Origin of the sequence: Pseudomonas sp. B22(2017), from assembly GCF_002113105.1 — a bacterium.
GTDB classification, from domain to species: domain Bacteria; phylum Pseudomonadota; class Gammaproteobacteria; order Pseudomonadales; family Pseudomonadaceae; genus Aquipseudomonas; species Aquipseudomonas asiatica.
The window spans coordinates 114,530-128,300 of record NZ_NEJN01000014.1 but is presented as its reverse complement, the minus strand read 5'-3'; the positions used below and the strand labels follow the sequence as shown (position 1 = coordinate 128,300).

General features: G+C 65.0%; 13 protein-coding genes. 11 read left to right on the top strand and 2 right to left on the bottom strand.

Translation table 11 applies throughout. The features are described from left to right. Nucleotides 1–186 precede the first annotated feature (186 nt). The gene (locus tag CAG18_RS22805) at nucleotides 187–2,040 is read left to right on the top strand and encodes an ABC transporter ATP-binding protein (RefSeq protein ID WP_085721605.1); all 1,854 of its coding nucleotides are present in this window, start codon (nucleotides 187–189) and stop codon (nucleotides 2,038–2,040) included. Between the two features lie 102 nt (nucleotides 2,041–2,142). Here the strand turns inward: CAG18_RS22805 and CAG18_RS22800 are convergent, their stop codons facing one another. After that, nucleotides 2,143–2,970, bottom strand: a complete 828-nt coding sequence (locus CAG18_RS22800; protein WP_054571856.1) for an IclR family transcriptional regulator — start codon at nucleotides 2,968–2,970, stop codon at nucleotides 2,143–2,145. A gap of 249 nt (nucleotides 2,971–3,219) precedes the next feature. On the opposite strand from CAG18_RS22800, the gene CAG18_RS22795 reads away from it, so the two are divergent. From CAG18_RS22795 to CAG18_RS22765, 7 genes are read left to right on the top strand one after another with little or no spacing between them, the layout of a single operon-like run. Then, on the top strand, nucleotides 3,220–4,239 hold the full coding sequence (locus CAG18_RS22795; RefSeq protein ID WP_015270001.1) for an ABC transporter ATP-binding protein: 1,020 nt from the start codon (nucleotides 3,220–3,222) through the stop codon (nucleotides 4,237–4,239). Further along, complete coding sequence (locus tag CAG18_RS22790; protein ID WP_015270000.1) at nucleotides 4,236–5,105, top strand: ABC transporter permease; 870 nt, start codon at nucleotides 4,236–4,238, stop codon at nucleotides 5,103–5,105. The genes CAG18_RS22795 and CAG18_RS22790 overlap by 4 nt, the downstream gene beginning before the upstream one ends. 4 nt (nucleotides 5,106–5,109) lie before the next feature. After that, nucleotides 5,110–5,904, top strand: coding sequence for an ABC transporter permease (locus CAG18_RS22785; RefSeq protein WP_013972116.1), 795 nt, complete (start codon nucleotides 5,110–5,112; stop codon nucleotides 5,902–5,904). A 14-nt stretch (nucleotides 5,905–5,918) separates the two neighbouring features. Further along, the gene (locus CAG18_RS22780; RefSeq protein ID WP_013972115.1) at nucleotides 5,919–6,209 is read left to right on the top strand and encodes a (2Fe-2S)-binding protein; all 291 of its coding nucleotides are present in this window, start codon (nucleotides 5,919–5,921) and stop codon (nucleotides 6,207–6,209) included. Next, on the top strand, nucleotides 6,206–7,564 hold the full coding sequence (locus CAG18_RS22775) for an NAD(P)/FAD-dependent oxidoreductase (protein ID WP_085721604.1): 1,359 nt from the start codon (nucleotides 6,206–6,208) through the stop codon (nucleotides 7,562–7,564). The genes CAG18_RS22780 and CAG18_RS22775 overlap by 4 nt, the downstream gene beginning before the upstream one ends. Then, complete coding sequence (locus CAG18_RS22770; RefSeq protein WP_085721603.1) at nucleotides 7,561–8,694, top strand: FAD-binding oxidoreductase; 1,134 nt, start codon at nucleotides 7,561–7,563, stop codon at nucleotides 8,692–8,694. Before CAG18_RS22775 ends, CAG18_RS22770 begins: the two co-directional genes overlap by 4 nt. Further along, nucleotides 8,691–9,734 carry an ABC transporter substrate-binding protein gene (locus CAG18_RS22765; protein ID WP_015269996.1) on the top strand — a complete coding sequence of 348 codons (1,044 nt, stop codon included), beginning with the start codon at nucleotides 8,691–8,693 and terminating at the stop codon, nucleotides 9,732–9,734. The genes CAG18_RS22770 and CAG18_RS22765 overlap by 4 nt, the downstream gene beginning before the upstream one ends. Before the next feature lie 239 nt (nucleotides 9,735–9,973). Here CAG18_RS22765 and CAG18_RS22760 read toward each other — a convergent pair whose 3' ends face one another. Next, nucleotides 9,974–10,744, bottom strand: coding sequence for an IclR family transcriptional regulator C-terminal domain-containing protein (locus tag CAG18_RS22760; RefSeq protein ID WP_085721602.1), 771 nt, complete (start codon nucleotides 10,742–10,744; stop codon nucleotides 9,974–9,976). Between the two features lie 154 nt (nucleotides 10,745–10,898). Here CAG18_RS22760 and CAG18_RS22755 point away from each other — a divergent pair, with 154 nt between their 5' ends. The 3 genes from CAG18_RS22755 to CAG18_RS22745 are packed head-to-tail and all read left to right on the top strand — an operon-like array spanning nucleotide 10,899 to nucleotide 13,751. Beyond that, complete coding sequence (locus tag CAG18_RS22755; protein ID WP_085721601.1) at nucleotides 10,899–11,708, top strand: shikimate dehydrogenase; 810 nt, start codon at nucleotides 10,899–10,901, stop codon at nucleotides 11,706–11,708. A 4-nt stretch (nucleotides 11,709–11,712) separates the two neighbouring features. Continuing rightward, nucleotides 11,713–13,446, top strand: coding sequence for an FAD-dependent oxidoreductase (locus CAG18_RS22750; protein WP_085721600.1), 1,734 nt, complete (start codon nucleotides 11,713–11,715; stop codon nucleotides 13,444–13,446). Then, entirely contained in the window at nucleotides 13,431–13,751 is a 321-nt protein-coding gene (locus CAG18_RS22745) for an NIPSNAP family protein (protein ID WP_085721599.1), read from the top strand. Before CAG18_RS22750 ends, CAG18_RS22745 begins: the two co-directional genes overlap by 16 nt. Nucleotides 13,752–13,771 lie beyond the last annotated feature (20 nt).

Below are 13,771 nucleotides of genomic sequence, written 5' to 3'. Positions count from 1 at the left end.
GAAATCAAGCAGAATGTAATAAATTGCAAAGTTTTGTTAACAACGACCGTTGGGTCAGTGTCTGTCAGTTAAGGTTGCCGGCTTGACTGGGGCTGCATTGCAGCCCAAGCCTGCCATGGCGACAGCGGACATGTCGCTGCGTGTCATGGTCACCGGCAAACAAGAATTGATTTTCCGGAGACAAGCATGCTTCGCATCTTTGAGCGCTGGCTCGATCCCTTCCCACCTGATGAGGTACCACCGCCACCGGTTGGCCTGTTGCGCTTCATGTGGGCCTGCACCCGGGGCGCACGCGGCTACATCCTGGCGCTTGCGCTGCTCAGTGCCGGGGTATCGATCTACGAAGCCTGGCTGTTCGCCTTTCTCGGCCAGGTCGTGGACCTGCTCTCGGCCTGGCAGGCCGGCGGTGCCGTCGGCCCCGAAGAAACCCGGGTGCTGTGGGGTATTGGCATCGTCCTGCTGGTCAGCATCGGGCTGGTGGCGCTGCGCACCATGGTTCAGCACCAGGTGCTGGCGATCAACTTGCCGCTGCGGCTGCGCTGGGACTTTCACCGGCTGATGCTACGCCAGAGCCTGTCGTTCTTTTCTGACGAGTTTTCCGGTCGGGTCACCACCAAGGTGATGCAGACGGCACTGGCGGTGCGAGATGTGTTGTTCACCATCATCGAGATCCTGCCCGGGATCGGGGTGTACTTCATCGCGATCATTGCCTTGGCCGGTGGCTTTGCCCTGAAACTCATGCTGCCATTCATTGCCTGGGTCGTACTGTTCGGCCTGGCCATGCTGTATTTCGTGCCACGCCTGGGCAAGGTCGGCCAGGAGCAGGCCAATGCGCGATCGTCGATGACCGGGCGGGTGTCCGACGCCTACACCAACATCACCACGGTGAAGCTGTTCTCGCACGCCAACCGCGAAGCGCACTTCGCGCGCGCGGCCATGGAGGACTTCAAGCAGACCGGCTTTCGCCAGATGCGTCTGGTCAGCCAGTTCGAAATCGTCAACCAGGCGCTGGTGGTGGGCTTGATCATCGCTGCCGGTGGCTATGCGCTGTGGCTGTGGCACCAGGGCCAGGTCGGTACCGGGGCGGTGGCGGCGATCACCGCCATGGCCTTGCGTATCAACGGCATGTCGCACTGGATCATGTGGGAGATAACCTCGCTGTTCGAAAACATCGGCACCGTGCAGGACGGTATGGCCACCCTCACCCGCGGCCCCAAGGTAAAGGATGCGCCGGGCGCTGCCGAGCTGGTAACCACGGGTGGCGCGGTGAGTTTCGACAAGGTGGGCTTCAACTACAACGGCGAGCGTCAGGTGCTCGACGACCTGAGCCTGCACATTCGCCCGGGCGAAAAAGTCGGCCTGGTCGGCCGCTCCGGCGCCGGCAAATCCACCTTGATCAACCTGCTGCTGCGCTTCTACGACGTGGACAGAGGGGAAATCCGTATCGACGGGCAGAACGTGGCCAAGGTCACTCAGGACAGCCTGCGCGCGGCGATCGGCATGGTCACCCAGGACACCTCGCTGCTGCACCGCTCGATTCGCGACAACATTGCCTATGGCCGCCCCGATGCCACCGAAGCGCAGATCCGCGCCGCTGCGGCCAATGCCCAGGCCGATGGTTTCATCAGCCAGCTCAGCGACCGCCAGGGCAACACGGGTTACGACACCTTGGTGGGAGAGCGCGGCATCAAGCTGTCAGGTGGCCAACGCCAGCGCATCGCCATTGCCCGAGTGATGTTGAAGAACGCGCCGATCCTGCTGCTGGACGAAGCCACCAGTGCGCTGGACTCGGAAGTGGAAGTGGCCATTCAGGAGAGCCTGGATGAAATGATGCAAGGCAAGACCGTCATCGCCATCGCGCACCGGTTGTCGACGATTGCCGCCATGGACCGGCTGATCGTGATGGATGAAGGGCGCATCATCGAGCAAGGCACCCATGCGGAACTGCTGGCGAAGAACGGTACTTATGCGCGGTTGTGGCAGCACCAGAGCGGCGGGTTCCTGGGTGAGGACCAGGGCGTGGCCGAAGCGATGGAGTAGGCCTGTATGGGAGCGGGCCCGGCGAACACCGGCAAAGCCGGTGCCATGCGTCGACCTCCATCAGTTTCCATCGCGACGATGGACTGAGCTCAATCCTGGCCCTCAACCAAACACATGCGAAGGCCGGCGCAGCACCGGGTCGAACGGGTTGACCCGCTCGCCAATCGCCGCCGCCTCGCGCTTGAGCAGCGCTACCACGGTCGGCATGCGGTTGGGCCCCAGGCGGTCGCTGATGGTCGCCACGCTCATGGCCGCCACCGCATGGCCGTTACGATCGAGGATCGGCACCGCCAGGCCGGCCATGCCATCGAGTACTCCAGTATTGCGCCCGGCATAGCCGAGGCTGCGCACATTGTCGATTTCGGCGCGCAGCATGACTTCGTCGTAATGGTGGAAATCCTTCAGCCGCGGCAGGTTGTAGCGGATCACCTCGTCGCGCTCCTCCTCCGGCAGGAAGGCCAGGATTGCCAGGCTGCCCTGCCCCACCCCCAAGGCCACACGGCCGCCGATATCACCGGTGAAGGTACGAATCGGGTATGGCCCTTCGCTGCGGTCCAGGCACACCGCATCGAACCCTGAGCGCGCCAGCAGGAACAGCGAATCGCCCAGCGAGGCCGACAGCCGCAGCAGGCTGGGGCGCACCACATCGCGCAGGTTGCCGGCTTGCCCGGCCTTGGCCGCCAAGGCAAAAAAATCCAGGCTCAGCCGGTAGCGCTTGCTGGTCGCGCACTGGTCGACCATGCCTTCTTCAATCAGGCTGCGCAGCAGGCGGTGGGTCGTGGGTTGCGCCAGGCCAACCCGCTGCGCCAGTTGGCTGACCTTCTCGCCCTCGCCACCGCAATCTCCCAGCGCACGCAACACGGCGAACAAACGCGACACTGCACTGACACCTACTTCCTTGGCCTGCTCATTTCGTTTATCGGAATCCATTTTTCGTCAAACCTTAGAAAATTCCAGTCAGCGGAATAATTTCAAAATAGCTGTCACCCAGTGAAATTACCCTTTGTCGCCATCCTAATCATTGCCCTACTCTCCGGTCCATAGGGCGATATCACAACATCGGCCGCCGCCACAGAAGCGAGCGCCAACGTCCGTAAAAGCATTGCTTTTCGCCGCTGGCGCTCTGCCCACCCTGAAACTGCCGGTTGACCCCGGTTCCGTTTGCGATGGAGCACAGCCATGACCTTTCTGTTGATCGACAAGCTTTGCAAGCGCTATGGCGCCACGGAGGCAGTGGCCAGCTCGTCACTGGCCATCGAGAAAGGCGAGTTCGTCTCCCTGCTTGGCCCTTCGGGCTGCGGCAAGACCACCACCCTGCAAATGATTGCCGGCTTCGTCGAGGTCACCAGCGGCCGCATTGTCCTCGACGGCCGCGACATCACCCACGCCAAGCCGGCCAGCCGAGGCCTGGGCGTGGTGTTCCAGAGCTACGCGCTGTTCCCGCACATGACCGTGCGCGACAACGTCGCCTTCGGCCTGCGCATGCGCAAGGTGGCCAACGCCGACATAGCCCGCCGGGTCGACCAGGCCCTGGCGCTGGTGCGCCTGGACAAACATGCCGAGCGCTACCCGCGCGAACTCTCCGGCGGCCAGCGTCAACGGGTGGCCCTGGCCCGTGCACTGGTGATCGAACCGCCGGTGCTGCTGCTGGACGAACCACTGTCCAACCTGGACGCCCATCTGCGTGAAGAAATGCAGTTCGAGATCTGCCGTATCCAGAACGAGGTCGGCATTACCACTTTGATGGTCACCCACGACCAGGCCGAGGCGCTGTCGATCAGCGACCGGGTGGTGGTGATGGAAGCCGGGCGCATTACCCAGGTCGATGCCCCCTACCGCCTGTATGAACACCCGGGCACGCCTTTCATTTCCGACTTTGTCGGCAAGGCCAACCGCCTGCACGGCGTAACCGGCCCCGACGGGCAACCGCGGGCGGATGCCCAGGGCCCGCTGACCCTCAGCCTGCGCCCGGAAAAGATCAGCCTCGGCCCGGCCGGCAGCGGCAAGCTCGCAGGCCGCATCAGCTGCCGTTACTTCCTCGGCAGCCAATGGCTGTATCGGGTCGACACCGCCCTGGGCAACCTGGCCGTGGTGCGTGCCAACGACGGCAACACCCCGCTGGATGAAGGCACACAGGTCGGCCTGGACTGGAACGATGCCCTGCTGCGGGTGCTGAACGCTGGCGAGGTGGCGGCATGAGCGCGGCAAAGCTGCGCAGCAGCGCCTGGGGCTATGGCTTGAGCAGCCCGGCGCTGCTGTTGTTCCTGGCCTTGCTGGTGGTGCCATTGGGGCTGACCGTGCTGCTGTCGTTCAACGCGTTCGACTACAGCAGCGGCATCCAGGCCGGCCAGTACACCCTCGGCCATTACCTGAGCCTGGTGACCGACACCTACTACTACGAGATCTTCTTCCGCACCTTCTGGATCAGCGCCCTGGTCACCCTGCTTTGCGTGCTGATCGGCATCCCCGAGGCCTTGGTGCTCAGCCGCATGGGCGCGCCGTGGCGCTCGATCTTCCTGATCCTGGTGCTGACCCCGCTGCTGATTTCGGTAGTGGTGCGAGCCTTCGGCTGGAGCCTGCTGCTAGGCGCCGACGGCCTGGTCAACCAGGGCATCACTGCCCTCGGCGGGCAGCCGGTGAAGCTGCTGTATACGCCGTTTGCAGTGATCATCGGCCTGGTCCACGTGATGCTGCCGTTCATGATCATCCCGGTGTGGACCTCGCTGCAGAAACTCGACCCGACTGCCGAGCAGGCTGCGCTATCGCTGGGTGCCAGCCAGTGGACGGTGTTCCGCCGCATCGTGCTGCCACAGATCATGCCCGGCGTGCTGTCGGGCACGCTGATCGTGTTCGGCCTGGCCGCCAGCTCGTTCGCCATCCCAGGCCTGCTGGGCGGTCGCCGCCTGAAGATGGTCGCCACCATGATCTACGACCAGTACCTGGCCGAACTGAACTGGCCGATGGGTGCAACCATCGCCGTGGCCCTGCTGCTGATCAACCTGCTGGTGATGCTCAGCTGGAACCGATTGGTCGAACACCGCTACAAACGCGCACTTGGAGTCTGAACCGATGACCCGTAACGGCCCGCTGGCCCTGTCCTTTCACGCCCTGGTGATGCTGTTCATGCTCGCCCCGCTGGTGGTGGTGTGCCTGGTGGCATTCACCCCGGAAAACACCCTGAGTCTGCCCACTGCCGGCTTCTCGCTGCGCTGGTTCAGCGCCGTGTTCGAGCGTGCCGATTTCCTTGATGCGTTCTACAACAGCCTGAAACTCGCAGCCCTGGCTGCCACACTGGCCACTCTGATCGCCGTGCCGGCGGGCCTGGCGATCACCCGCTACAGTTTCCCCGGCCAAGGCTTTCTCAACGGCCTGCTGCTATCGCCGATCATCATCCCGCACCTGGTGCTGGGTGTGGCCTTGCTGCGGCTGTTCGCCCTGCTGGGGGTCAATGGCAGCTTCGCCTGGCTGGTGTTCGCCCATGTCGTGGTGATTACCCCCTACGTGCTACGCCTGGTACTGGCTGCAGCCATCGGAATCGATCGCAGTGCCGAGCAGGCTGCGCAAAGCCTGGGCGCTGGCCGGGTCACGCTGTTCTGCAAGGTCACCCTGCCGATGATCCTGCCCGGTGTAGCCGGCGGCTGGCTGCTGGCCTTCATCAACAGCTTCGACGAAGTGACCCTGTCGATCTTCGTCACCTCGCCTGCCACCCAGACCCTGCCAGTGCGCATGTACGTATACGCCACCGAATCCATCGACCCGATGATGGCCGCCGTCTCGGCGCTGGTGATCGCCGTCACCGCCCTGACCATGGTCGCCCTGGACCGCGTATATGGCCTGGACCGCGTGCTGGTGGGCAAGCAATGACAAGGAATGCTCCCATGCCCCTGTTCAAGCGCGTGGCCGAACACGACCGCGAGCCTGTGCCTTTCCTGCTCGACGGCCAACCGGCCAAAGGCATGAGCGGCGATACCCTGCTGACTGCCATCCTGACCAATGCCGGGCACCTGCGCGGCAGCGACTTCAACGCCGAACCACGCGCCGGCTTCTGCCTGATGGGCGCCTGCCAGGACTGCTGGGTACGGCTGCAGGATGGCCGCCGGGTACGCGCCTGCTCGACCTTTCTGGAATCGGGCCAGTGCGTGACCCGCGACCCGGGGCGCCAGCCATGAGTGCGATCGTGATCATCGGCGCCGGCCCGGCCGGCATCCGCGCCGCGCAAACCCTCGTAGCCCACGGCCTGCGCCCGGTGCTGCTGGACGAAGCCAGCCGCGGCGGCGGGCAGATCTACCGCCAGCAGCCGGCCAATTTTCGCCGCTCGGCCAAAGCCTTGTACGGCTTCGAGGCCGGCAAGGCCCAAGCCCTGCACAACACCCTCGAGCAACTGCGCGGGCAGGTCGACTACCGCCCGGACACCCTGGTTTGGAACGCCGAGAACCAAGTGCTGGACACCTTGCAACAGGGCTACCTGGCCGACCGCCTGGCGTTCGACCGGGTGATCGTCGCCACCGGTGCCACCGACCGGGTGTTGCCGATACCCGGTTGGACCCTGCCTGGGGTCTATACCTTGGGCGCTGCGCAGATCGCCCTGAAGTTCCAGGGCTGCGCGATCGGGGAACGGGTGGTGCTGGGCGGCAGCGGGCCGCTGCTGTACCTGGTGGCCTACCAGTATGCCAAGGCCGGTGCCAGGGTCAGCGCGGTGCTCGACACCTCACCGTTCAGCGCCCAGGTGCGTGCCCTGCCACGCCTGCTTCTGCAACCGGGCACCTTTGCCAAGGGCCTGTACTACCGAGCCTGGCTGGCCCGCAAGGGGGTGCCCGTGCACCAGGGCGTGACCCTGCTGGGTATCGACGGCGAGCAACGCGCCAGCGGTGTGCGCTGGTTGAGCAATGGCCAGCAACACGACCTGCCGTGCGACGCCATGGCATTCGCCCACGCCCTGCGCAGTGAAACCCAACTGGCCGACCTGCTGGGTTGCCAGTTCGCCTGGAGCGCGCTCAACCGCGCCTGGCTACCGGTACGTGATGCCCAGGGCCGGGCCAGCAGCCCCGGCGTATACCTGGCAGGCGACGGTGCCGGCATCCTCGGTGCCGACGGTGCCGAGATGAGCGGTGAACTGGCCGCCCTGACACTGCTGGCCGACCTCGGCAAGCCCGGCAACCCGCAGCGCCAGCAGCAACTGGAAAGGCGCCTGGCCACCCTGCAGCGCTTCCGCCAGGGGCTGGAGCAGGCCTTTCCGTTTCCCGAGCAGTGGGCACGGCAAGCTCCGGACCAGCTCACCGTGTGCCGCTGCGAGCAGATCAGCGCCGGGGAAATCCGCGCCACCGTGCGTGCCGGGCACTGGGAAATCAACCGGGTCAAAGCCATATGCCGAGTCGGTATGGGCCGCTGCCAGGGCCGCGTGTGCGGTGCTGCTGCCGCCGAGTTGATCGCCTGCGAAAGCGGTCGGGCCATTGACCAGGTCGGGCGCCTGCGTGGCCAGGCTCCGGTCAAGCCCCTGCCCTTTGGCCTGGAGATAAAACCATGAAGCTGATCGAAGTGGACGCCATCGTCGTCGGCGGCGGCATCGTCGGCAGCAGCGCTGCCTTGACCCTGGCCCGCGCTGGTCGGCAAGTGGCATTGCTGGAACGCGACTTCTGCGGCTCGCATTCCAGCGGGGTCAACTACGGCGGTGTGCGCCGTCAGGGCCGCTCGTTGGCGCAGCTGCCATTGTCGATGCGCGCCCATGCCATCTGGGGGAATCTGCGCGAGTGGATCGGCATCGATGGCGAATACGCCCGCAGCGGCCACCTCAAGCTGGCACGCAGCGAAACCGACTTCGATGCCTTGAAGGCCTATGCCCAGCGTACCCAGGCTTTTGACCTGCGCCTGCAACTGCTTGAACGACGCGAACTGCGCCAGCGCTTCCCCTGGGTGGGCGATATCGCCGTCGGCGCCTCGTACTGCCCCGAGGACGGCCATGCCAACCCACGGCTGGTGTCACCGGCCTTCGCCCAGGCAGCCAGGCGCAGCGGCGCCCAGGTGCATGAGCAGTGCAAGGTGCTGGAGGTGGGTCACGACGGCTACCGCTTCAGCGTACACACCAGCAGCGGCCAAGGCTTCAAGGCGCCCTGGCTGTTGAATTGCGCCGGCGCCTGGTCGGCGCAACTGGCCGAGCGGTTCGGCGAGCCGGCGCCGCTGACCGCGGCCCACCCGGCCATGCTGGTCACCGAGCCGCTGCCGCTGTTCATGACCGCCAGCACCGGGGTCGAAGGCGGCGGCATCTACGCCCGCCAGGTGGCGCGTGGCAACTGCGTGCTGGGCGGCGGGCGCGGTTTTGCCCTGACCCCGACCACCGCACGCCCGGGCCAGGCCGCAGTACTCGACATCCTGCGCAACGCCACCGAGCTGTACCCGGCACTGGCGGGCGCCCAGGCCATACGCACCTGGAGCGGCACCGAGGGTTACCTGCCCGATGACGAACCGGTGCTCGGTCCCAGCCTGCACCAGCCTGGCCTGCTGCATGGTTTCGGCTTTGCCGGTGCCGGCTTCCAGATAGGCCCGGCTGCCGGTGAAGCGTTGGCGCAATGCATCCTGCACGGCGCGCCGGCACTCAGCCTGGCGGCTTTTTCCATCAACCGCTTTCAGCCCAACCACTACAAGGAAAACCTGTCATGACGCACAAGCAACGTTTGCTCGCCCTGTTCTGCACCGTGCCCGGCCTGTTCGCCTGCCTGCCCGCCATGGCCCAACCCACGCTGTACCTGGGCATGAACGGCGGCACCATGGAGCGGCTGTTCAGCGACAATATCCTGCCAAGGTTCGAGCAGGCCAACGGGGTGAAGGTGGTGATCGTTCCCGGCACCTCGGCCGACATCCTGGCCAAGGTCCAGGCCACGCCGAACAAGCCGTCGATCCATGTGATGGTGCTGGATGACGGCATCATGTACCGCGCCATCGGCATGGGCCTGTGCAGCACGCTCAAACCCAACCCGACCTTGGCCCAGTTGCCGGAAAAGGCTTTGATCAAGGACAAGGCTGCCGCAGTCAGCCTGGGCGTGACCGGGCTTGCCTACAACAGCCGCCTGTTCAAGGCCAATGGCTGGGCAGCGCCTACCTCATGGAACGACCTGGCCGACCCGCGCTTCAAGGACAAGGTGGTGTTCCAGTCGATGGCATCGTCCACCTTCGGCCTGCATGGTTTCCTGATGTACAACCGCCTGCACGGCGGTAGCGATACCGACGTCAACCCGGGCTTCGCCGCCTGGCAGAAGAACGTGGGCCCGAACGTGCTGGAGTACATCCCCAACTCGGCCAAACTCTCGGAAATGGTGCAAACCGACGAAGCCGCGCTGTTCCCGCTCACCCCCACTCAGGTGACGGCGCTGAAGCTCAAAGGCATCCCGGTGGAGTACGCCGCGCCCAAGGAAGGTGCCGTGGTGCTCAACCAGGCCGAATGCGTCACGGCCAACAACGACCAGCCGGAGCTTGCACAGAAGCTCGCCGAGTTCCTGCTCAGCCCCGAGGCGCAGTCGCCGGCACTGGAGCTGGGTGACCAGATCCCGTCCAACCCCAACACGCCCACCAGCGACAAGACCCGTGGCCAGGTCGAAGCCATGCAGACCTACCTGCAGACCGCCGTGACCATCGACTGGGACCAGGTCAATACCCAGCGCCCCGAGTGGAACGCGCGCTGGAACCGCCAGATCGAGCGATAAGCCGAGGACCTGGGCCGTCACGTATAGAACAAATATCGCTCGTTTGAAGCGTCCTTTGTAGGAGCAGCCTTGTGCTGCGAAGAGGCCGGTACAAGCAATAGACAGGCTTTGTCAGTACCGGCCTCTTCGCAGCACAAGGCTGCTCCTACAGAACCTCACTAAACCAATGAGTCATGTGTTGTTCTATGAGAGCGGGTTTACCCGCGAAGACGGCAGCACGATTCCCGAACCATACCGCCTCAATCCAGCACCGGCCGCAACAACGCCTGGGCCTCATACAAGGTCGGCAGATACCGCAAGCGTATTTCATCCACACTCAACCGCGAAGCATGGGTGGTGATGGTCAATGTCGCCTTCAGCCGGCCAGCCCGGTCCAGAAGTGGCACACCCAGCACGCGCATGCCGACTTCATACTCCTGGTCCACGATACAGAACCTTTGCTCCCTCACCCGCAGCAACTCCGCCTCCAGTTGCAACCGGTCCGTCTGTGTATAAGGCGTCAACCCTCGCAGCGGGTTACGCGCAAAGTAGGCATCCCGCTCCCCCTCATCCAGCCAGGCCAGCCAGACGCGCCCGCCGGCAGTGCAATACATCGGCACCCGCGAACCCGGCCGGATCGACAACGAGGACACATGGCTGTAGCGGCTGCGTACCAGATGGATGATCTCGTCACCATCACGGGTACCCACCGACACATGCTCCTGCGTCTGCCGCGCCACCTGCTCGACTATCGGCCGCAGCATGCGCGGTAGTTGCGCCGAATCCACATACGCCTGGCCGAGGCGCAGCGCCTTGGGCGTAAGCCAGTACTCACGGCTGTCGGTTTCGGCAAACCCTTCGTGCACCAAGGTCAACAGAAACCGCCGCGCGGCACTGGGGGTAAGGCCGGACAACCTGGCCGCCTGCGGCACGCTAAGGCGCGGCTGCTCGGCGCTGAACAGCTGCATCAGCGCCAGGCCCTTCTGCAAGCCGGCGATCAGGTCACGGGGGTGGATAGCGGGGGTGTTCATCTATTCGACTCGCAAGCAGGGCAAAAACAGCCGATTACCGCGATAACCGGATCAATGATGCGATTATCGCATTAAACGCCCGATCAGCGCATTGTTGCCCACGCCCCCTTGCCTCACCCTTGGCCTGCATAACAACGCCAATAAGGAGGTCAGCATGATTCGTGGTTCGACTGAACTGGTCGCCATCGTCGGTTCGCCCATTGCCCAGGTGAAGTCCCCCGAAAACTTCAACACCTGGTTCGCCAACAACAACTGCAACCTCGCCATGCTGCCCATCGACCTGCAGGAGACCGCGCTGAATGCCTTTGCCGGCACTCTGCGTGGCTGGCAGAACCTGCGCGGTTGCGTGGTCACCGTGCCGTACAAGCAGGCCCTGGCCAGCCGCCTTGATAGCCTGAGCGAGCGCGCAGCCGCGCTGGGCTCGGTCAATGTGATTCGCCGAGAGCGTGACGGGCGACTGCTGGGCGACAACGTGGACGGCGCCGGCTTCCTCGGTGCTGCACGCAAACATGGCTTCGAGCCGGCCGGCAAGCGTGCGTTGGTAATCGGTTGCGGCGGGGTCGGCAGTGCCATTGCCTATGCACTGGGCGAGGCCGGCATCGCCAGCGTCACCCTCAGCGACCCCAGCACGGCGCGCATGGGCGCTGTGTGCGAGCTGCTCGGCAATGCCTTCCCCACGGTCGAAATCGCCACCCGGGTCGACGGGCTGGAAGGCTTCGACCTGCTGGTCAACGCCTCCCCTGTCGGCATGGGCGGTAGCGCGGAACTGCCACTGCCTGCCGCCCTGCTCGCCACCTTGCAACCCGAAACCCTGGTCGCCGATGTGGTCACCTCACCCGAGATCACCCCGCTGCTGAAACGGGCACGCCAGGCAGGCTGCGCGGTCCAGACCGGCCCGGAAATGGCCTTCGCCCAACTCGGCCACCTGGGCGCCTTCATGGGCGTCACGCCGCTGGAGATCTGAAGCCATGCCGACACATGAACATACGCAACACAACTTTGACCTGGTCGTGCTGGGCAGCGGCGCCGGTGGCCTTACCGCTGCCGCCACCGCCGCCCGCCGGGGGCTGAAAGTGCTGGTGGTGGAAAAGGCCGAGCACTTTGGCGGTACCTCGGCAATTTCCGGTGGGGCGGTGTGGCTCTATGGTACTGATCAAGCCCGCGCCGCTGGTGCGGTGGATTCCCCCGAGGCCATTCGCACCTACCTCAGGCAGGTCATCGGCGACGGCTATGCCCCCGCGCTGGTCGACGCCTTCATCGAGCATGGCCACCAGGCGCTGCGCTGGCTGGAGCAGAACACCGAACTGCGCTACGCCCTGCGCCCGCATTCGCCGGACTACTACCCGGACGCCCCCGGTGCCACCCAGTTTGGCCGGGCGCTGGAGATGGTCGAGTACGACGGCAGGCAGCTCGGCTCGCACTTCAAGGACCTGCAGATGCCGCCGCCCGGCATGTTGCTGTTCGGCGGCATGATGGTCAACCGCGTGGATATCCAGCACTTTCTCAGTATTCGCCGCTCGCCCCGGTCGCTGTGGCATCGCCTCAAGCTGATGGCGCGTTACGCGCGGGACCGCCTGCATCATCCGCGTGGCACCCGCCTTACCACCGGCAACGCCTTGATCGCCCGCCTGGCCAGCAGCGCCTTCGCCCATGGCACGCAGCTGTGGTTGCGCAGCGAAGCCCTGGAGCTGATCGTCGAACGCGGCGTGGTCACCGGCGTGGTGGTGCAACGCGAAGGGCGCCGTGAACGGGTGCTGGCCCGGGGCGGTGTGGTGTGCGCCATGGGCGGGTTCGCTGCAGGCGCGCTCGCCGACAGCTACCGGCCGGCCCGGCAGGCGCCGCACCTGACCATGTCACCGCCCACAAATGACGGCGCTGCCCTGCGCCTTGGCCAAGCCGTGGCCGCAGCCCAGGGTGAGGGCCTGGTGGCCAACTTCTTCTGGGCACCGGTTTCGGAACTGCGCCATGCCAGTGGCGAGCGTGAGCGCTTCCCGCACCTGGTCACCGACCGCGCCAAGCCAGGGGTGATCGCGGTGGGCCCGGACGGGCGACGCTTCGTCAACGAGTCCGATTCCTACCACCACTTCGTGCAGACCATGTTCGCCAAAGGCATCGCCAGCTGCTGGCTGGTCTGCGATGCCGAAGCGATGAACCGCTACGGCCTGGGCCTGGCACGGCCAAAGCCGGTGGACAACCAGGCGTTGATCCATGCCGGCTACCTGCACCGCGCCGCAACAGCGCAGGCACTGGCCAAGACCATTGGTGTCGACCCACAGGTATTCATGCAGACCCTGGAGCAGTTCAACGCCGACGCCCGCAACGGCATCGACCGCGCGTTCGGCAAAGGCGGCAACAGCTACAACCGCTACATGGGCGACCCGCAACACACGCCCAACCCATGCCTGGCGCCGCTGACCAGCGGCCCGTTCTACGCCATCCGCATCCACACCGGCGACCTTGGCTCAGCCCGCGGCCTGGTGACCAACGCCCAGGCCAACGTGCTGAACCGCGATGGCCAGCCGATTGCCGGGCTGTATGCAGTCGGCAACGACATGAACTCGCTGATGAAAGGCACCTACCCCGGCCCCGGTATCACCCTGGGCCCTGCCCTCACCTTCGGCTGGCTCGCTGCCAACCACATCGCCGCGCGCCTGCAGGCGCCAACCACCCAAATGGAGACCCCAGCATGTACTACGAACTGAGAACCTACACCCTCGACCCACTGAAAATGGCCGACTGGCTGAGCCTGTACCAAAGCCACTCGCTGGAGGTGCAAAGCGAGCATCTCGGTAACCTGGTCGGCTTTTTCACCAGCGAGTTCGGCGAGGTCAACCAGGTGGTGCATATCTGGGGCTATGCCAGCCTCGACGAACGCATGGCACGCCGCGCAGCCATGGCAGCGGACCCCCGTTGGGCAGAGTTCTCAAGGCGCAATCGCGAACTGGGCGCGGTGCTGCGCTTGCAGTCGCGAATGCTGCGGCCCACCGGCTTTTCGCCGCTGCAGTAAAACTAAAACCTTCCTCCAAT

Coding starts and splice junctions, on each gene's coding strand:
- CAG18_RS22805 (WP_085721605.1), top strand. CDS start 187: ATGCTTCGCATCTTTGAGCGCTGGCTCGATCCCTTCCCACCTGATGAG.
- CAG18_RS22800 (WP_054571856.1), bottom strand. CDS start 2,970: ATGGATTCCGATAAACGAAATGAGCAGGCCAAGGAAGTAGGTGTCAGT.
- CAG18_RS22795 (WP_015270001.1), top strand. CDS start 3,220: ATGACCTTTCTGTTGATCGACAAGCTTTGCAAGCGCTATGGCGCCACG.
- CAG18_RS22790 (WP_015270000.1), top strand. CDS start 4,236: ATGAGCGCGGCAAAGCTGCGCAGCAGCGCCTGGGGCTATGGCTTGAGC.
- CAG18_RS22785 (WP_013972116.1), top strand. CDS start 5,110: ATGACCCGTAACGGCCCGCTGGCCCTGTCCTTTCACGCCCTGGTGATG.
- CAG18_RS22780 (WP_013972115.1), top strand. CDS start 5,919: ATGCCCCTGTTCAAGCGCGTGGCCGAACACGACCGCGAGCCTGTGCCT.
- CAG18_RS22775 (WP_085721604.1), top strand. CDS start 6,206: ATGAGTGCGATCGTGATCATCGGCGCCGGCCCGGCCGGCATCCGCGCC.
- CAG18_RS22770 (WP_085721603.1), top strand. CDS start 7,561: ATGAAGCTGATCGAAGTGGACGCCATCGTCGTCGGCGGCGGCATCGTC.
- CAG18_RS22765 (WP_015269996.1), top strand. CDS start 8,691: ATGACGCACAAGCAACGTTTGCTCGCCCTGTTCTGCACCGTGCCCGGC.
- CAG18_RS22760 (WP_085721602.1), bottom strand. CDS start 10,744: ATGAACACCCCCGCTATCCACCCCCGTGACCTGATCGCCGGCTTGCAG.
- CAG18_RS22755 (WP_085721601.1), top strand. CDS start 10,899: ATGATTCGTGGTTCGACTGAACTGGTCGCCATCGTCGGTTCGCCCATT.
- CAG18_RS22750 (WP_085721600.1), top strand. CDS start 11,713: ATGCCGACACATGAACATACGCAACACAACTTTGACCTGGTCGTGCTG.
- CAG18_RS22745 (WP_085721599.1), top strand. CDS start 13,431: ATGTACTACGAACTGAGAACCTACACCCTCGACCCACTGAAAATGGCC.